16 protein-coding genes, 1 tRNA gene, 1 rRNA gene, 1 other RNA gene and 1 other annotated feature are annotated in these 16,752 nt (G+C 35.2%); of the genes, 14 read left to right on the forward strand and 5 right to left on the reverse strand.

Translation table 11 applies throughout. From position 1 onward, the window contains the following. Positions 1-94: ribosomal RNA gene (gene rrf / locus J2S19_RS23005) — 5S ribosomal RNA — on the forward strand; the annotation flags it as partial. Between the two features lie 151 nt (positions 95-245). Here the strand turns inward: rrf and J2S19_RS23010 are convergent. Further along, on the reverse strand, positions 246-1,190 hold the full coding sequence (locus J2S19_RS23010) for a YaaC family protein (protein WP_307347064.1): 945 nt from the start codon (positions 1,188-1,190) through the stop codon (positions 246-248). Positions 1,191-1,308: 118 nt separating this feature from the next. Here J2S19_RS23010 and guaB point away from each other — a divergent pair, with 118 nt between their 5' ends. The 6 genes from guaB to J2S19_RS23040 all read left to right on the forward strand — a co-directional run bounded on the left by guaB (position 1,309) and on the right by J2S19_RS23040 (position 8,117). After that, the gene (gene guaB, locus J2S19_RS23015) at positions 1,309-2,772 is read left to right on the forward strand and encodes an IMP dehydrogenase (protein WP_307347067.1); all 1,464 of its coding nucleotides are present in this window, start codon (positions 1,309-1,311) and stop codon (positions 2,770-2,772) included. 196 nt (positions 2,773-2,968) lie between these two features. Continuing rightward, the gene (locus J2S19_RS23020; RefSeq protein ID WP_307347070.1) at positions 2,969-4,312 is read left to right on the forward strand and encodes a D-alanyl-D-alanine carboxypeptidase family protein; all 1,344 of its coding nucleotides are present in this window, start codon (positions 2,969-2,971) and stop codon (positions 4,310-4,312) included. Positions 4,313-4,542: 230 nt separating this feature from the next. Then, positions 4,543-5,430: a pyridoxal 5'-phosphate synthase lyase subunit PdxS gene (gene pdxS, locus J2S19_RS23025; protein WP_307347074.1), complete on the forward strand. Its 888-nt coding sequence runs from the start codon at positions 4,543-4,545 to the stop codon at positions 5,428-5,430. Between the two features lie 18 nt (positions 5,431-5,448). After that, the gene (pdxT, locus tag J2S19_RS23030; RefSeq protein WP_307347076.1) at positions 5,449-6,024 is read left to right on the forward strand and encodes a pyridoxal 5'-phosphate synthase glutaminase subunit PdxT; all 576 of its coding nucleotides are present in this window, start codon (positions 5,449-5,451) and stop codon (positions 6,022-6,024) included. A gap of 60 nt (positions 6,025-6,084) precedes the next feature. Further along, positions 6,085-6,299: a binding site (T-box leader), on the forward strand. Between the two features lie 91 nt (positions 6,300-6,390). Further along, a complete protein-coding gene (gene serS / locus J2S19_RS23035; RefSeq protein ID WP_307347078.1) occupies positions 6,391-7,674 on the forward strand; it encodes a serine--tRNA ligase in 1,284 nt (427 codons plus the stop codon). 350 nt (positions 7,675-8,024) lie between these two features. Continuing rightward, a tRNA-Ser gene (locus tag J2S19_RS23040) sits at positions 8,025-8,117 on the forward strand. Between the two features lie 274 nt (positions 8,118-8,391). On the opposite strand, the gene J2S19_RS23045 is transcribed toward J2S19_RS23040, so the two are convergent. The 4 genes from J2S19_RS23045 to J2S19_RS23060 all read right to left on the reverse strand — a co-directional run bounded on the left by J2S19_RS23045 (position 8,392) and on the right by J2S19_RS23060 (position 11,809). After that, positions 8,392-9,042 carry a deoxynucleoside kinase gene (locus J2S19_RS23045; protein WP_307347081.1) on the reverse strand — a complete coding sequence of 217 codons (651 nt, stop codon included), beginning with the start codon at positions 9,040-9,042 and terminating at the stop codon, positions 8,392-8,394. After that, entirely contained in the window at positions 9,039-9,680 is a 642-nt protein-coding gene (locus tag J2S19_RS23050; RefSeq protein ID WP_307347097.1) for a deoxynucleoside kinase, read from the reverse strand. The genes J2S19_RS23045 and J2S19_RS23050 overlap by 4 nt, the downstream gene beginning before the upstream one ends. 236 nt (positions 9,681-9,916) lie before the next feature. Beyond that, the gene (locus tag J2S19_RS23055; protein ID WP_307347084.1) at positions 9,917-11,203 is read right to left on the reverse strand and encodes a glycosyl hydrolase family 18 protein; all 1,287 of its coding nucleotides are present in this window, start codon (positions 11,201-11,203) and stop codon (positions 9,917-9,919) included. Between the two features lie 66 nt (positions 11,204-11,269). Next, positions 11,270-11,809 carry a cysteine hydrolase family protein gene (locus tag J2S19_RS23060; RefSeq protein ID WP_307347087.1) on the reverse strand — a complete coding sequence of 180 codons (540 nt, stop codon included), beginning with the start codon at positions 11,807-11,809 and terminating at the stop codon, positions 11,270-11,272. A 72-nt stretch (positions 11,810-11,881) separates the two neighbouring features. On the opposite strand from J2S19_RS23060, the gene tadA reads away from it, so the two are divergent. From tadA to J2S19_RS23095, 7 genes are all read left to right on the forward strand, one after another. Further along, complete coding sequence (tadA, locus tag J2S19_RS23065; protein WP_307347090.1) at positions 11,882-12,358, forward strand: tRNA adenosine(34) deaminase TadA; 477 nt, start codon at positions 11,882-11,884, stop codon at positions 12,356-12,358. A gap of 101 nt (positions 12,359-12,459) precedes the next feature. Then, an RNA gene (ffs, locus tag J2S19_RS23070) (signal recognition particle sRNA large type) lies at positions 12,460-12,723 on the forward strand. A gap of 143 nt (positions 12,724-12,866) precedes the next feature. Beyond that, entirely contained in the window at positions 12,867-14,549 is a 1,683-nt protein-coding gene (dnaX, locus tag J2S19_RS23075; RefSeq protein ID WP_307347091.1) for a DNA polymerase III subunit gamma/tau, read from the forward strand. Between the two features lie 88 nt (positions 14,550-14,637). Beyond that, on the forward strand, positions 14,638-14,961 hold the full coding sequence (locus J2S19_RS23080) for a YbaB/EbfC family nucleoid-associated protein (protein WP_307347099.1): 324 nt from the start codon (positions 14,638-14,640) through the stop codon (positions 14,959-14,961). Between the two features lie 16 nt (positions 14,962-14,977). After that, positions 14,978-15,574 carry a recombination mediator RecR gene (gene recR / locus J2S19_RS23085; RefSeq protein WP_307347092.1) on the forward strand — a complete coding sequence of 199 codons (597 nt, stop codon included), beginning with the start codon at positions 14,978-14,980 and terminating at the stop codon, positions 15,572-15,574. Between the two features lie 22 nt (positions 15,575-15,596). Then, the gene (locus tag J2S19_RS23090; RefSeq protein WP_307347093.1) at positions 15,597-15,818 is read left to right on the forward strand and encodes a YaaL family protein; all 222 of its coding nucleotides are present in this window, start codon (positions 15,597-15,599) and stop codon (positions 15,816-15,818) included. Between the two features lie 254 nt (positions 15,819-16,072). Further along, entirely contained in the window at positions 16,073-16,339 is a 267-nt protein-coding gene (locus J2S19_RS23095) for a pro-sigmaK processing inhibitor BofA family protein (protein WP_307347095.1), read from the forward strand. Positions 16,340-16,752 lie beyond the last annotated feature (413 nt).

Here is a 16,752-nt window from a genome sequence, read left to right on the forward strand (position 1 = left end):
CCACACCCGTTCCCATGCCGAACACGGAAGTTAAGCTCTTCAGCGCCGATGGTAGTTAGGGGCTTCCCCTTGTGAGAGTAGGACGTTGCCAGGTAATTTAAAAAGAGTCAGTAGAGATACTGACTCTTTTTTTGCTTAATATGAGGTAATATAGATAACTTCATTCGTAAGAATCAATTTAGAACTAGAAAAATGATTATTGCATGAAGATTATTTTTATATCGTCAACTTAATATAGAAAAAGTTTATATTGTATCTTTCAGAAATTCATAAACAAAAAAGGGAATCTTTCTTTTAACAATTTCAAGGTAACGCAATATAAATGGGTAATCACTATTAGGTGCAGTTAATAGTAGGTCATACCACCATTCAGTTTCATACCTTGATATCATACTTAAATTGTATAGTATTAAGTAATGGGAAAGTAACTCGGGAAGTAAGGATAACGAGTCACGATCCGATGGTAGATAGTACAACTGGTCACTCATGTTATATGAGAAAGGTTGAATATCATAATACATTCCTCCCTCTTTCGTAATATAAACTTCATTATTTATATTCTTAAAAATGCTAAATCCGTACTTATCACAAAGGTACTCCGCAAAACGATAAGCTGATAAATGATAATGTTGAGAAATTTGGTCAGTTAATATAAAGAAATTATCTTTGAACTCAACTTTATTAAAGCAAGACTTAGATGTATGGAATGTAATAATTTCATCCATTTCAGCTATATGTTTAAATAAGTACTCCATTGAGTACTTTTCTGTTTCTAAATGATTTATATTATAGAGTTTTTTTGCTATATGTGGGAACAATCCGTTTTTTTGAATTTTCACTTCATCCTTTAGGAAAGAATATTGTTGCTTTTTTCTCTTTCTACTAGAAACACCATGTGCTAGTACCGAGGATGTCTCTGGATAATTTGGATCTACTGTCAAGAGACAAGCTTTTATTAATTGCGATACACCATAAAAAAGTAACATTGGTTGAATTGAATATGGTGAATGTTCAGCTTGTTTGAAGAAATTTTCACCATGCTTTAAAAAGTAAATAAAACGATAGCAGTTATTATAAGAAGTCTCATTAATATTATCGATAGGTAACTCTTTATAACACTCAAAAAGTTTTTTCTGAATAAGCTCAGTTGAGTGATATGAAAGTAAGCGCCCCCAATATGATAAGGTCAAGAATTTCCACCTCGTTTTTTAATTTTCAAAATATTTAAATTCTTTTTCCCTCCTTGACAGTCCTCTTTACTGTTGATAATCTACTAATAATATTTTGCCGAAAAAAGGGGGATTTACTATGTGGGAACAAAAATTTTCTAAAGAAGGTTTAACTTTCGATGATGTATTGCTTGTACCAGCTAAATCAGAGGTACTACCTAGAGATGTTGATTTAAGTGTACAGCTTACACCTAGTTTAAAACTTAACATTCCAATCATAAGTGCTGGAATGGATACTGTAACTGAAGCAGAATTAGCAATTGCTATTGCTAGACAGGGTGGCTTAGGTGTTATTCATAAAAATATGTCAATTGAACAGCAAGCTGAGCAGGTAGATAAAGTAAAACGTTCTGAACGAGGTGTTATAACAGATCCATTTTACCTTACTCCTGATCATCAAGTGTTTGATGCGGAACATTTAATGGGTAAATATCGTATATCTGGTGTTCCAATTGTAAATAACCCCGAGGAACAAAAATTAGTTGGGATTATCACGAATCGTGACATGCGTTTTATTCAGGATTATTCCATAAAAATTAGTGATGTTATGACTAAAGAAAATCTTGTGACTGCAGGTGTTAATACGACACTAAAAGATGCGGAAAGCATACTACAGAAGCATAAGATAGAAAAGTTACCTTTAGTGGATGATAATGGTGTTCTAAAAGGATTAATAACAATTAAAGATATTGAAAAGGTTATTGAATTTCCTAATTCTGCAAAAGATGCTCATGGGCGGTTAATTGTAGCTGCAGCAGTCGGAGTTACAGCAGATACAATGGTACGCGTTGAAAAATTAGTTGAGAAAAATGTGGATGCAATCGTAGTAGATACAGCACATGGTCACTCAAAGGGTGTAATTGAAACTGTTAGTAAAATACGCTCTGAATACCCGAATTTAAACATAATTGCAGGAAATATTGCTACTGCTGAGGCGACTAAAGCGCTTATCGAAGCAGGTGCGAATGTTGTGAAAGTTGGAATTGGTCCAGGTTCTATCTGTACAACAAGAGTCGTAGCAGGTGTTGGTGTACCTCAAATTACAGCTGTATATGATTGTGCTACAGAGGCAAGAAAGCACGGTGTAGCTATTATTGCTGACGGAGGAATTAAATATTCAGGTGATATGGTTAAAGCTCTTGCAGCTGGTGGTCACGCTGTCATGCTGGGAAGTTTGCTTGCAGGGACTTCTGAGAGTCCAGGGGAAACTGAAATATATCAAGGTAGACGTTTTAAAGTCTATCGTGGTATGGGTTCAGTAGCAGCAATGGAGAAAGGTAGTAAGGACAGATACTTCCAAGAAGATAATAAAAAGTTTGTTCCAGAAGGCATTGAAGGTAGAACACCTTACAAAGGTCCATTATCTGAAACGATTTATCAGCTTGTTGGTGGAATTCGTTCTGGTATGGGGTATTGTGGTACAAAAAATCTTGGAGAGCTTAGAGAAAACACACAGTTTGTCCGTATGACAGGTGCTGGACTTAAGGAAAGCCATCCTCATGATGTACAGATAACAAAAGAAGCACCGAATTACTCGGTGTAAGATAATCACAATAATAATTAATTGCCAATAAAACAAATGACAGAGTTAATGCTCTGTCTATTTTTTTTGCTCTATCTATGTTAAAATCGATCTTGTTGTTTCTAAATACAACGAGCAAATTAATAGTATGTTCAATAAACCAAAAAAATAAACTAGGAAAATTTGATATAAATATAAATTTTATGGAGGTATTAAATTGAATAAGAAAGTTAGTAAAATCACTATACTATTTCTCATCCTTACTATTTTTATTTCAGCCTTATTTCCCTTTACTAAAGCAGAAGCAGCTGAAGCTTCACTTTCAATAAATGCAAGTTCTGCGATAATAATTGAAGAGTCTACAGGACAAGTATTATTTGGACAGAACATTGATGAAAAGCTTCCAGTTGCAAGTATGGCTAAAGTTATGACAGAGTACTTAGTATTAGAAGCAGAAAAGAACGGTAGTATAAAATGGGACCAAACATACACACCTAGTGAATATGTTTATAACATTTCCCAAAACACTGATTTTTCAAATGTGCCTTTAAGAAAAGATGGTTCCTACACAGTTCAAGAATTATATGAAGCTGTTGCTATCTATTCTGCTAACGGGGCTGCTATTGCACTCGCAGAAATTATTTCAGGTACGGAAGCAAATTTTGTTAAACTCATGAATGAAAAGGCGAAACAATTAGGATTAACTAATTACGAGTTTGTTAATGCAACTGGTCTAGAGAATAATGACTTGAACGGTTTACACCCAGAGGGAACTGATCCTAATGGTGAAAATAAATTATCAGCTCGTGATATGGCTTTACTTTCTCAAAGGTTAATACAGGACTTCCCTGAGGTAATTGATACTGCTAGCATTCCTGTTAAAACGTTTAAAGAAGGCACTAAAATGGAGAATTGGAATTGGATGTTACCAGGCTCCAATATTAAAGGCTATGAGTACGAAGGTGTAGATGGACTTAAAACAGGTTCAACAGATAAGGCTGGGTCTTGTTTTACAGCAACAGCTACTAAAAATGGTATGCGAGTAGTGGCTGTTGTCATGAATGCTCAAGGCGATTCTTTACATTCTGCTAGGTTTTTAGAAATGGAGAAAATGTTAAATCATGCATTTAATAATTTCTCTGTCAAAGAAGTTTATCCAGATAACTATACTGTGAAAAAGCAGTCTAGTCTTCCTGTTGTAAAAGGAAAAGAGAAAAGTGTATCAGTTCATACTAAAGATGCGGTAACTCTAGTAGTCAAAAATGGCGAAGAAAATGCTTATAAAGCAAAGGTTAACATTAATAAAGATAACTTAACAAAGAACGGTGAGCTTACTGCACCTATTAAAAAAGGTGATAAGGTAGGTACAATGGATATTATCTATGAAGGTAATGGTCAGGCGCTGGAATTTGCGGATAAAAATAAAAAGGCTCAGGTAGATATTGTAACAAAAGAAGCTGTTGATAAAGCAAACTGGTTCATTCTCGCAATGAGAGGGATAGGTAGTTTCTTTAGCGGCCTTTGGGGTACGATTACAGATACAGTAACAGGCTGGTTTTAATCTTATGTAAAAAAGGACTCATATCGAGTTCTTTTTTTACATTAACTATAAAAATTAGGAGAAAATAGTCTAGTATAAATCAATTATTTTCAAAGATTTATGAATTGTTTTATCAATTCTAATTATTTTGATAGGATTTTTCTAAAAGTTAGGATAAAATATAGCGTAGATGAAATTATAAAATCCAAACATTCCTATCAAATGGAAATTAAATAAGGGGGACTTTCAGAATGAGTAATACAACAGGTACAGACCGAGTAAAACGTGGTATGGCAGAAATGCAAAAGGGCGGCGTCATTATGGATGTTGTCAATGCTGAACAAGCTAAGATAGCCGAAGAGGCAGGTGCGGTTGCTGTCATGGCATTAGAACGTGTTCCTGCAGATATAAGAGCTGCTGGTGGCGTTGCTAGAATGGCAGACCCAACAATTGTTGAAGAAGTTATGAACGCTGTATCTATACCGGTAATGGCAAAGGCACGTATTGGACATATAGTTGAAGCACGTGTACTTGAAGCTATGGGTGTAGATTATATCGATGAGAGTGAAGTGCTTACTCCAGCAGATGAAGAGTATCATCTTCTGAAAAGTGATTTCACAGTACCATTTGTTTGTGGTTGCCGTGATTTAGGAGAGGCAACTCGTCGTATTGCTGAGGGTGCGTCTATGCTACGTACAAAAGGAGAGCCTGGTACAGGTAATATAGTCGAAGCTGTTCGCCATATGCGTAAAGTGAATGCTCAAATTCGCAAGGTTTCAGCAATGAGTGAAGATGAATTAATGACAGAAGCTAAAAATCTAGGAGCACCATTTGAATTATTACTTCAAATTAAAAGAGAAGGCAAGCTGCCAGTTGTAAACTTTGCAGCAGGTGGAGTTGCAACTCCAGCAGATGCTGCACTAATGATGCAATTAGGTGCTGATGGTGTTTTTGTTGGTTCAGGTATCTTCAAGTCAGAGAATCCTGCTAAATTTGCCCGTTCTATCGTTGAAGCTACTACACACTATCAAGACTATGAATTAATTGCGAAATTATCAAAGGGCCTTGGATCAGCGATGCAAGGAATTGAAATATCTAGCCTGTTACCAGAGCATAGAATGCAAGAGCGTGGTTGGTAATAAAAAGGAGTTTTATTTATGCTGAAAATAGGTGTTTTAGGGTTACAAGGAGCTGTTAGAGAGCATATCAGGTCAATTGAAGCATGCGGTGCTGAAGGGATTATTATAAAGAAAACCAATCAATTAAATGAAATTGATGGTTTAATTATTCCCGGTGGGGAAAGTACGACAATGCGTCGGTTAATTGACAAGTATAACTTTATGCAACCTTTAAAGGAATTTGCGTCTTCAGGTAAGCCGATGTTCGGAACATGTGCAGGATTAATTTTGCTAGCTAAACATATTGTAGACTATAATGAGCCACACTTAGGTCTATTAGATGTGAAAGTTGAAAGAAATTCATTCGGTCGTCAAAAGGATAGTTTTGAAGCTGAATTAACAATTACAGGTGTTGGTGAAGATTTTGTAGGTGTCTTTATACGTGCTCCTCATATCGTTGAGGTTGGGGAAGATGTTGAAATTTTATCTAAACATAATGGAAGAATTGTTGCAGCACGTCAGGGACAATTTCTAGGTTGTTCGTTTCACCCAGAATTGACAGATGACAATCGCATGACACAATTGTTTATTAATATGGTAAAGGAATCAAAATAACGTATAAAAAACTTGCGGATGTTATAAACTTATAGTAAATTATGTTTACAATGAAAATAAGTTAACGTGATGATAGGAAGTAGTAGTGAGATACTCTATTAACAGAGAGTCGATGGTTGGTGCAAATCGATGATAGAGCCTTGTGAATCCGTCCTTGAATGAATTACTGAACTTAGGAGTAAGTAATTCCGGTTATATGACCGTTATTCATTAAGAGGAATATACAGTATGTATGTTCAACTAGGGTGGCAACGCGGGTAACTCTCGTCCCTTTTGGGGATGAGGGTTTTTTGCGTTTTTTAGAGTTTTGAAGCTAACGTCATCTTAGTGATATTCAATAAAAATATTAAAAAAGGAGAGATAAAAATGTTAGATATTAAATACTTACGAAATAATCTAGATATGGTAAAGGAAAGACTATCAAAGCGGGGTGAGGATTTAACTGATTTCGGAAAGTTTGAGGAGTTAGACAAAAAAAGGAGAGTGTTAATCTCTTCTACAGAGGATTTGAAAAGCAAACGTAATGAAGTTTCTGCACAGATAGCGCAACTCAAACGTGAAAAGAAAGATGCAGATAGCTTAATTCTAGAAATGAAACAAGTAGGGGAAGAAATTAAGGCATTGGATAATCAACTACGTGATGTAGAAACTGAATTAGATAGTTTATTATTGTCAATTCCTAACATACCTCATGAAAGTGTACCTATTGGTGATACTGAAGACGATAATGTTGAAGTAAGAAACTGGGGTAAGCAACCTGAATTTACGTTTGAACCAAAACCACATTGGGAAATAGCGGATGAATTAAACATTCTCGATTTTGAAAGAGCAGCCAAGGTTACAGGGAGTCGATTTGTTTTCTACCGCGGTTTAGGTGCAAGATTAGAAAGAGCTCTCTTTAACTTTATGTTAGATTTACATGTTGATGAGCATGGTTATACAGAAATATTCCCTCCTTTTATTGTCAATCGTGATAGTATGACTGGGACAGGGCAATTACCTAAGTTCGAGGAGGATGCGTTTAAAATCGATGGTGAAGATTACTTTTTAATCCCGACAGCAGAGGTTCCAGTAACAAATCTTCATCGTGAGGAAATCTTAACAGTGGAGCAATTACCAATAAGTTATGTAGCTTTTAGTGCAAATTTCCGTTCTGAGGCTGGCTCTGCAGGAAGGGATACAAGAGGGTTGATTAGACAACACCAATTTAATAAGGTGGAATTAGTCCGTTTTGTAAAGCCAGAGGATTCTTATCAAGAGCTTGAAAAGCTTACTGGTCATGCAGAGAAAGTACTACAATTATTAGAATTACCGTACCGGGTGCTCAGCATGTGTACAGCAGATTTAGGATTTACAGCTGCGAAAAAGTATGATTTAGAAGTCTGGATTCCGAGTTATGGAACATACAGAGAAATTTCTTCTTGTAGTAACTTTGAGTCTTTTCAAGCAAGACGAGCAAATATCCGCTTTAGACGAGATGCAAAGGCGAAAGTTGAACATGTCCATACATTGAATGGATCAGGTCTTGCAATAGGAAGAACTGTAGCTGCAATATTAGAAAATTACCAACAAGAAGATGGTTCTGTTATTATCCCTAAAGTATTAAGGCCATATATGGGAAACAGGGAAAAAATTAGCCCAGTAGAATAAGAAGATATATAGACGGGAGCAAACAACGTATAATTTATTCTATACACATTATTTCTCCTATCCACGAATGAGTTTGTATCTTGTAGTGATTGAGTTTACAAGCATTATCAAGATGTTTTGGTGAATGGTGAGCCTCATCTACTTTTAACACAGTAGAGGCTCACACTCATCTTTTTTAAACAAAACCTCCGTAAGAAGAAATAGAGCACAGGGCAAAGTCAGTATCTATAAAATGATAGGAAACGATGTGAATAAAACCAAAAGCACAGGATAAAATAAGTTTGTAAAAAAATTATTTATTAAGGTTGACACCAATTTAAGACTTATGATATTATAATTCTTGTCAATACGGAGGAATACCCAAGTCCGGCTGAAGGGATCGGTCTTGAAAACCGACAGGGGTGTCAAAACCCGCGGGGGTTCGAATCCCCCTTCCTCCTCCATAAACTTAAAATTTTAAATCATATTACGCGCATAAAATATGGTAGATTGTAAAAGGATTAATCGATTATTAGATTAATCCTTTTTTGTTGTTGTTTTTAAAGGTGAAGGTATGCATAGTATAGATGATGAATAATCAATTTAGATTGAAGAAGATATGCTGGATAATTATATAATAAATGCGTGAAAGGGAGAGCGGAAGGATGTAAGACTCGTACAAAGTGTACTATCAAGTCTCCCATCCCTACTAGGGGAAATCAAAACAATTGCAATATTTTATTTTTGTACAATATGACCAATTTTCTCTATTACTGTTTCGATTGATTGTTGATTAGAAATTATGTCATAATCTTTTATGTTTATCTTTAATACAGGGCAAATATTAAAGTTATTTATCCAGTTTTCATAGCGTTGATACATTTCTTCCCAATATGATATAGGAGTTTGTTGTTCCATAGGACGCCCTCGTAGTTTTATTCTTTTTAAGATATCCTCTAAACTACCTTCTAAATAAATTAATACATCTGGATGTGGAAAAAACGGAGTCATTACCATTGCTTCGAAAAGGCTTGTATATGTTTCATAGTCTACTGTAGACATCGTTCCTTTTTCATAATGCATTTTTGCAAAAATCCCTGTATCTTCATATATTGAACGATCCTGGATATATCCTCCACCACTTTGCACGATTTTCTTTTGTTCTTTGAATCGTTCTGCTAAAAAGTAAATTTGCAGGTGGAAACTCCAACGTTCAAAATCAGCATAAAATTTATCAAGGTAAGGGTTATTATCTACCTTTTCAAAGGAAGTTTTGAACTGTAGTGCATTTGCTAATGCATTTGTCATCGTTGATTTTCCAACACCGACTGTTCCTGCAATTGTAATGACTGCATTTTGAGGGATATTATATTTCTCTCGTAGATTCATTGTTTCTTTTCTCCTTTAGTGAGGTGTTCTTGCAGCTGTTGAAAAATAAGCATTAAGTCTTCATCATTTTTTACAAAATCAAGAGAATCTCCATCAATTTTGATGACGGGTATTAAGGGATGTTCTTTTTCCCATCTATCTATAAAAATTTCATAATCATTGGATATATCATTAAGATATTGAGGGTCAATGTTATTTTCAATTGTGCGGGCTCTTTTTGATATTCTTTTTAGCAACGTATCAAGACTTGCATGTAAATAAATAACGAAGCTTGGTTCAGGCATGTCCTCAGTTAATATGTTGTATATTTTTAGATACTTATTATGTTTATTTCCATTTAAAGTTTTATTAGCGAAAATTAAGTTTTTAAATATATTGTAGTCTGCCACAACAGGTTTGCCATGTGAGAGGAAATTGTTATGAATGTCTTCTAATTGTTTGAATCGATTACAGAGGAAAAACATCTCTGTTTGAAAACTCCATTCATCAATATTATTATAAAATTTCCCTAGAAATGGATTTTCCTCGACGATTTCTTGCAAACAATGAAATTGATATCTTTTAGCAATCGCTTTAGCTAATGATGTTTTACCAACACCAATTGGCCCCTCTATTGTGATAAAGGGAGTTTTCATAATGTGGTGCCTCCTAATAAAATAAAATAACAAGATACATTTTAACATAGCAGAAACGGAAAGTTATATAGTATGTATCTTGGAACATTTTCTAGTTTTGGAATAATTGTAGCGATGTTTCTCATTGTGAATAGGCATATCCCTATTCATAAAATAAGGAACTCAATGCGTTGAAAACTTCTTTACAAATAAAAAAGGCCGATGTTCAACCATCAACCTTAAGAGATTCAATCTTATCACTACTTTTTTTCTACTTCAAAGTTATCTGTAATTAGTAACCAATTTTGTGGGAAGGATAAACCTAATTTCCAATAGCTAATACCCCGAATATTAAGCTCCTTAATGAGATTAAATTTTGCTTGTATGCTCCTTGCATCTTCAAACCATACTTTGTGTTCCTTACCATTTTCATCTGCATAATTGAAATGTGGCGCTTGTGCCGTTGTATCATATTGGATAGGTACATTGTATTTTGCAGCTAATTGAATCGCTTGCTGTGGGCTAACAGCTTTAGCGTATTGACCACCTTCAACAAATGGCAAGGTCCAATCATAACCGTATAAATTTTGCCCCATCATAATTTTTTGACTAGGCATCTCTGTTAGAGCGTACTCCAATACTTCTCGTACTGGATTTATTGGTGAAACTGCCATTGGAGGGCCACCGCTATATCCCCACTCATAAGTCATTATTACAACGAAATCAACTATTTCACCGTGCGCCTTGTAGTCGTGTGCCTCGTACCAGCGGCCTTTCTGTTCGGCACTGGTTTTTGGTGCTAAGGCAGTTGATAAGAGCCATCCCTCTTGTTTGAAGCGGTTTTTCGCCTTTCTTAAAAATTGATTATATGCTTCACGATCTTCTGGACGTAAATACTCCATATCAAAGTGGATATCACGGAATCCGTACTTTTTCGCTGTTTGAACAATATTTTCTAATAATCGATTTTGAATATTGGTATCATTTAATATGATACGACCAAGCTCATCACTAAATTGATCATTTTCTAGGTTTGTAATGGCCATCATTAAGGTAACCCCATGTTGACTAGCGATTTGTGGAAAATTATTAAGTAAAGGTTCCTTTAATGAGCCATCTCTTTGTATTTGAAAACTGAAGGGTCCTAAATAGGTTAAGTATGGGGCTGCATCTCTTGCTGCTTGTGTTAAATTTTCAGGTACACTTGTCCCTCTTGGCTCAATATAGGCGTTTGTTTCGATCGAGCGTTTAGTTCCCTCTGGTATATAGATTCTTAGACCAATGGATAATATTTGATTAAGTGGTATTTGATTAACCCTTGCTAATTCTTCAGCAGATACACCAAATCTCCTTCCGATACTGTATAAACTATCTCCAGCTTGAACCCAATAAAATTTCCCTAAAATCGGGATTACAATGGATTGGCCTACAACTAACTGAGTAGGATTAGGGATTTCATTTGTTCTAATGATTTCGTCTACTGTTGTATTATAGGCTTGAGCAATACCATATATCGTTTGACCTGGACTTACTATATGTATTTGCATAATTAGCCTCCTCTTCATCGATTTATTACATCATATGTAAAGAAGAGTGGGTGCATGTTAACTTCATCATATATTTTCACTTCTAGTAATATCAGCCTTTAATAAATTTTTCATTGTTTGTAATGCATATAAGTTGTCCTCTTCACTATTTGAGGCACAGCAATTAGCAGGAATTATTATATCAAAACCTCTCATATAAGCATCATTAGCAGTGAATTGAACACAAATATTTCCTGCAATACCGGTGATAATTAAAGTTCGAATGTCTAATGATAGAAGTAGGGAATTTAAAGATGTTTCAAAAAACGCAGAATAGTTTGGTTTAATTAAAAAGTAATCATCATGATTAGGATACATTTTGTGAATGATTCTTTCACTTAGACTGTTTTTGCATTTCTTTGCTATTTTTTGAAAATCAGCTTGCCATAGTTGATAATGGTCATTAACATAGATGATTGGATATCCTCGTTCCTTCATTTTCTGTTTCAAGCATAATATCGACTCTGATATATCTAAGGAACGTTTTGCTAAGATAGGTCCGTGCTGAAATTGAAAGTCATTAATCATATCGATAATAAGTAAAGCGTATTTATAGTTTTTTTGCATATGCATATCCTCCACTATAAGTTCTATCATTAGCGTGTTACAATGAAGCAAAATATATAAGAGGTATTAGAGATGGAACAGGATATATTTTTTATGAATTTAGCAATTAAAGAGGCATTGAGAGCTAGAGATATTGGTGAAGTACCAATTGGAGCGATAGTTGTAGTAGATGGTGAAGTAATATCGTCAGCATATAATTTACGTGAAACTAGTCAGCGTGCAATAGCTCATGCTGAAATTTTAGCTATAGATAAGGCGTGCCAACAATTAGGAACATGGCGTTTAGAGGATGCTACATTGTATGTAACGTTAGAGCCATGTCCAATGTGTGCTGGTGCAATTGTCTTATCAAGGGTTAAAAGGGTAGTGTATGGAGCTTCTGATCCAAAGGGTGGGTGTGCTGGAACTCTCATGAACTTGCTGGAAGAGGAACGTTTTAACCATCAAGTAGAACTTACTGTAGGTATACAAGATTCCATTTGTAGCTCATTACTCAGTGACTTTTTCAAAGCATTGAGGGAAAAGAAAAAAGGGAATAAAAAAACTTAGAAAAAGTTTACAATTGGTAAACGTTGATTTTTGTTTGAGAAGGATATATACTAGTAAATGCGCAACAGAAACAAGCGCAATTGAATATGGTATCAATTTTGCCGTGCTAAGCGGGGAGGTAGCGGTGCCCTGTACTCGCAATCCGCTCTAGCGAGGCCGAACTCCTTCTGGAGGTTAGTGTACTGTAGGGCTGCCTCAAGTAAGTGGTGTTGACGCCTGGGTCCTGCGCAATGGGAATCCATGAACCATGTCAGGTCCGGAAGGAAGCAGCATTAAGTGGAAGCTCCCATGTGCCGCAGGGTTGCCTGGGTCGAGCTAACTGCTTGAGTAACGCCTATGGTTACTAATCGAAGGAAGGTGCACGGCAGTTAAATAAAATATAACGACTCACTCTTTTTAGGGTGGGTTTTTGTTTTATTTTCGATAAAAATCAATGAACATCCTTTGTAAATCAATACAAGGTTGATATAATATAGTGAAGGTGAAGAACATAAAGGGGGCCGTTTTTGTGGGGTATCAAGCATTATATCGAGTCTATAGACCTCAAACATTCCATGATGTGGTTGGACAAGAACATATCACTAAAACGTTACAAAATGCCCTAGTACATAATAAATTTTCACATGCATATTTATTTTCTGGTCCAAGGGGAACAGGGAAAACTAGTGCTGCGAAAATTTTTGCTAAAGCTGTTAACTGTGAGAGAGCTCCGGTAGCTGAACCATGCAATGAATGTGCAGCATGCCTTGGTATAACGAATGGCTCTATCTCTGATGTTATCGAAATAGATGCTGCATCTAATAATGGAGTAGATGAAATTCGTGATATTCGAGATAAAGTTAAATATGCACCTTCTTCGGTAGCCTATAAAGTATATATAGTAGATGAAGTCCATATGTTATCAATTGGTGCATTTAACGCATTATTAAAAACGCTTGAAGAGCCACCAAAGCATGTTATATTTATTCTGGCTACTACTGAACCTCATAAAATCCCTTTAACAATAATATCTAGATGCCAAAGATTTGACTTTCGTAGAATAACATCTACTGCCATTGTAGGCAGAATGAAGGAAATCATAGATAAGCAAGAGATAGATGTTCAGGATAAAGCACTAGACGTAATCGCAAGGGCATCTGACGGTGGTATGCGTGACGCACTCAGTTTATTAGACCAAGCTATTTCATATAGTGATGAACAAATACGACTTGAAGAAGCTCTACTAATTACAGGTGCAGTATCCCAAGATACTATAGGGAATATAGCAGAGGCTATTTATGAGAAGGATATTACAGTTGCCTTGCAATCATTAGACCAATTGATGTATCAAGGTAAGGATCCTTCTAAATTTATAGAAGATTTTATATTTTACTACCGAGATATGCTCCTATATCAAACAGCTCCTGCTTTAGAGGACGTATTAGAACGTGTCAAAGTAGATGAACAATTTATCAGGCTAGCAAAAACAATTCCTACAAATGCTATTTATGAAACGATTGAAGTCCTTAGTAAGAGTCAACAAGATATGAAATTTACGAACCACCCTAGAATCTTTTTAGAGATAGCACTCGTGAAATTGTGTCAACATTCTACTAGTACAGGAAGTTCTGAAGAATATCAGACATTACTTGAAAAGGTGAGTAATTTACAAACGGAATTGACTCGTATTAAGCAGCAAGGTGTTGCAGTAGTTCAAAAGCAGCCTACTACACAAGAAACGAAACATAGGTCAATGAAAAGTGGCTATAAAACACCAGAAGGTAGAATACATGAAATTCTCAAGATTGCTACTAGAAAAGACTTAGAAGAGATAAAAGGCAGATGGGGAGAGCTTTTAGAACTGTTAAGACAGCAAAATAAAGTATCTCATGCAGCGTTATTAAACGATAGTGAGCCTGTTGCAGCTTCTGACTCAGCTTTTGTTCTGAAATTTAAATTTGAAATCCATTGTAAGATGGTAGCTGAAAATAATAATAATGTTCGAACCAATCTAGAAGGAATACTTCAACAATTAACAGGAAAAACGATGGAAATGGTTGGCGTTCCAGAGCAAGATTGGGGTAAAATAAGGAAGGAATTCCTAAAGGACAAAAAAGAAGATACAGATACTGAGCAGGAAACTGTCGAGGACCCACTTATCGCAGAGGCGAAAAAATTAGTAGGAAATGATTTAATCGAAATTAAAGATTAGACTACAGTAATTTAAAAGTACAGTTTGATTAAGTACTATTCGAAAGGTTAACAGTGTTAAATTAAAACAATTGGAGGAAAAGAATATGATGCGTGGCGGAATGGGTAATATGCAAAAAATGATGAAACAAATGCAAAAGATGCAAAAAGATATGGCGAAGGCACAAGAAGAACTAGCAGAAAAAACAGTAGAAGGTTCAGCTGGTGGCGGTATGGTTACAGTTATTGTGAATGGACAAAAAGAAATTGTTGATGTTTCAATAAAAGAAGAAGTGGTAGATCCTGAAGACATTGAAATGCTTCAAGATTTAGTATTAGCAGCCACAAATGATGCATTGAAGAAAATGGATGATTTAACAAATGAAACGATGGGTCAATTTACTAAAGGAATGAATTTACCTGGTATGTTTTAACTAGGAGGAAGAAATGATGCATTATCCCGAACCGATATCAAAGCTAATAGATAGCTTTACTAAATTGCCAGGAATCGGTCCAAAAACGGCCGTTCGTCTGGCTTTTTTTGTCTTAAACATGAAAGAAGACGTTGTTTTAGACTTTGCAAAGGCATTAGTTAATGCTAAGCGAAACTTATCTTATTGTTCAATTTGCGGGCATATAACGGATCAGGATCCTTGCTACATATGTGATGATGATAGACGTGATAAGAGTATCGTATGTGTAGTACAAGATCCGAAGGATGTCATTGCGATGGAAAAAATGAAGGATTACAACGGGCTTTATCATGTATTACATGGTTCAATTTCACCTATGGATGGAATTGGACCTGAGGATATAAAAATTCCTGAGTTATTAAAAAGACTTCAAGATGACATAATAAAAGAAGTAATTTTAGCAACTAATCCGAATATTGAAGGTGAAGCAACAGCAATGTATATTTCTAGATTACTAAAACCCTCAGGGATTAAATTAACAAGAATTGCACACGGATTACCTGTAGGTGGAGATTTAGAATATGCTGATGAAGTTACACTATCCAAGGCTCTCGAAGGAAGAAGAGAATTGTGACGAGAATTAAGGGGTGAACGTGATGCCTTTGCGACGAAAAGGATGGTTAAGAAAACACTATGATCAACAATTGCTAAAGGAATTACTTGAGATGAAGAAAGAGTGGAACAGACAAAAGCAATTAGTTGACAAGAGTTTTGAACCATCAGAATATATCTTGTATGATTTAAAAGTAGCCGAAGCAAAGTATTTCTTTCTGTTAAAAGAGGCAAAGAAAAGAAATATAAAAGTCGGGATAATCTAAAAAGTAGACATTGTTAGTATACAGTGCTCGATAATCGATCACGTAATTATTAGAACGACGAGCAGAAGAATTCTACAGGTTGACCGAGTGTGCATGTAATCAGACTCGGTCATCTACCTTATTTGAAGTAATCTGCGACTTGAACTCCATAACCATGGTTTAACATTAAAAATACATAGATTAAAAATGGCTAGTCTATTTATGATTTCTCTTTCATAGTAATTAATAAAGGAGTTTGAAAGAGAGTGGTGTAAATGGATCCAATTATTATTTTCTCTGCATTAGGTGGACTTGTGTTAATATTGCTATTTGTAGGCGCACCTTTACGGCCGCTTAAGTTGGTAGGTCAATTATTAATTAAGGTAGTAATAGGGGCTTTGTTACTCTTTTTTGTAAATGCATTTGGGACGAGTTTAGACATTCATATACCAATAAATTTTATTACTGCAAGTATATCGGGGATATTAGGTATTCCAGGATTAATTGCCTTAATAATAATTAAAACTATAATTATTGTCTGACAAATGGAGGTTCCATTTGTTTTTTTATGGAGTTAACTTATAGGCCATCCGTTTATTGTTCTATGTTTTTGAAATACTATGAAGAACAATAATTGCTTATATCACTAAGTGTTAATCTTCATTAGAAATAATAATTGATAAATATTGTTGACAACATTATAAGAAAAATGTTATATTGTAATACGTCGCCAAGAGATTAATAAAAACAATTTGACACAACAATTTAGAAGTGTTAATATTTATTAGTCGTCTTATTTTAGCGACGTAAGTGAAGTTCTTTGAAAACTAAACAAAACCAAGCGTGCCAACGTTAATTTATATTAACAACAATCGTACATTATATGTACACAAAACAATTGAGCAATCAAACACTTTATTGGAGAGTTTGATCCTGGCTCAGGACGAACGCTGGC

The sequence above is a fragment of the Metabacillus malikii genome (assembly GCF_030813355.1).
In the GTDB taxonomy this organism is placed as follows: Bacteria; Bacillota; Bacilli; order Bacillales; family Bacillaceae; genus Metabacillus; species Metabacillus malikii.

Excerpts from the sequence above, each read along its gene's own strand:
- J2S19_RS23090 (WP_307347093.1), top strand. The coding sequence starts at position 15,597 with ATGCCTTTGCGACGAAAAGGATGGTTAAGAAAACACTATGATCAACAA.
- recR (WP_307347092.1), top strand. The coding sequence starts at position 14,978 with ATGCATTATCCCGAACCGATATCAAAGCTAATAGATAGCTTTACTAAA.
- J2S19_RS23060 (WP_307347087.1), bottom strand. The coding sequence starts at position 11,809 with ATGCAAAAAAACTATAAATACGCTTTACTTATTATCGATATGATTAAT.
- guaB (WP_307347067.1), top strand. The coding sequence starts at position 1,309 with ATGTGGGAACAAAAATTTTCTAAAGAAGGTTTAACTTTCGATGATGTA.
- pdxS (WP_307347074.1), top strand. The coding sequence starts at position 4,543 with ATGAGTAATACAACAGGTACAGACCGAGTAAAACGTGGTATGGCAGAA.
- tadA (WP_307347090.1), top strand. The coding sequence starts at position 11,882 with ATGGAACAGGATATATTTTTTATGAATTTAGCAATTAAAGAGGCATTG.
- J2S19_RS23080 (WP_307347099.1), top strand. The coding sequence starts at position 14,638 with ATGCGTGGCGGAATGGGTAATATGCAAAAAATGATGAAACAAATGCAA.
- pdxT (WP_307347076.1), top strand. The coding sequence starts at position 5,449 with ATGCTGAAAATAGGTGTTTTAGGGTTACAAGGAGCTGTTAGAGAGCAT.
- J2S19_RS23095 (WP_307347095.1), top strand. The coding sequence starts at position 16,073 with ATGGATCCAATTATTATTTTCTCTGCATTAGGTGGACTTGTGTTAATA.
- J2S19_RS23045 (WP_307347081.1), bottom strand. The coding sequence starts at position 9,042 with ATGAATCTACGAGAGAAATATAATATCCCTCAAAATGCAGTCATTACA.
- J2S19_RS23055 (WP_307347084.1), bottom strand. The coding sequence starts at position 11,203 with ATGCAAATACATATAGTAAGTCCAGGTCAAACGATATATGGTATTGCT.
- serS (WP_307347078.1), top strand. The coding sequence starts at position 6,391 with ATGTTAGATATTAAATACTTACGAAATAATCTAGATATGGTAAAGGAA.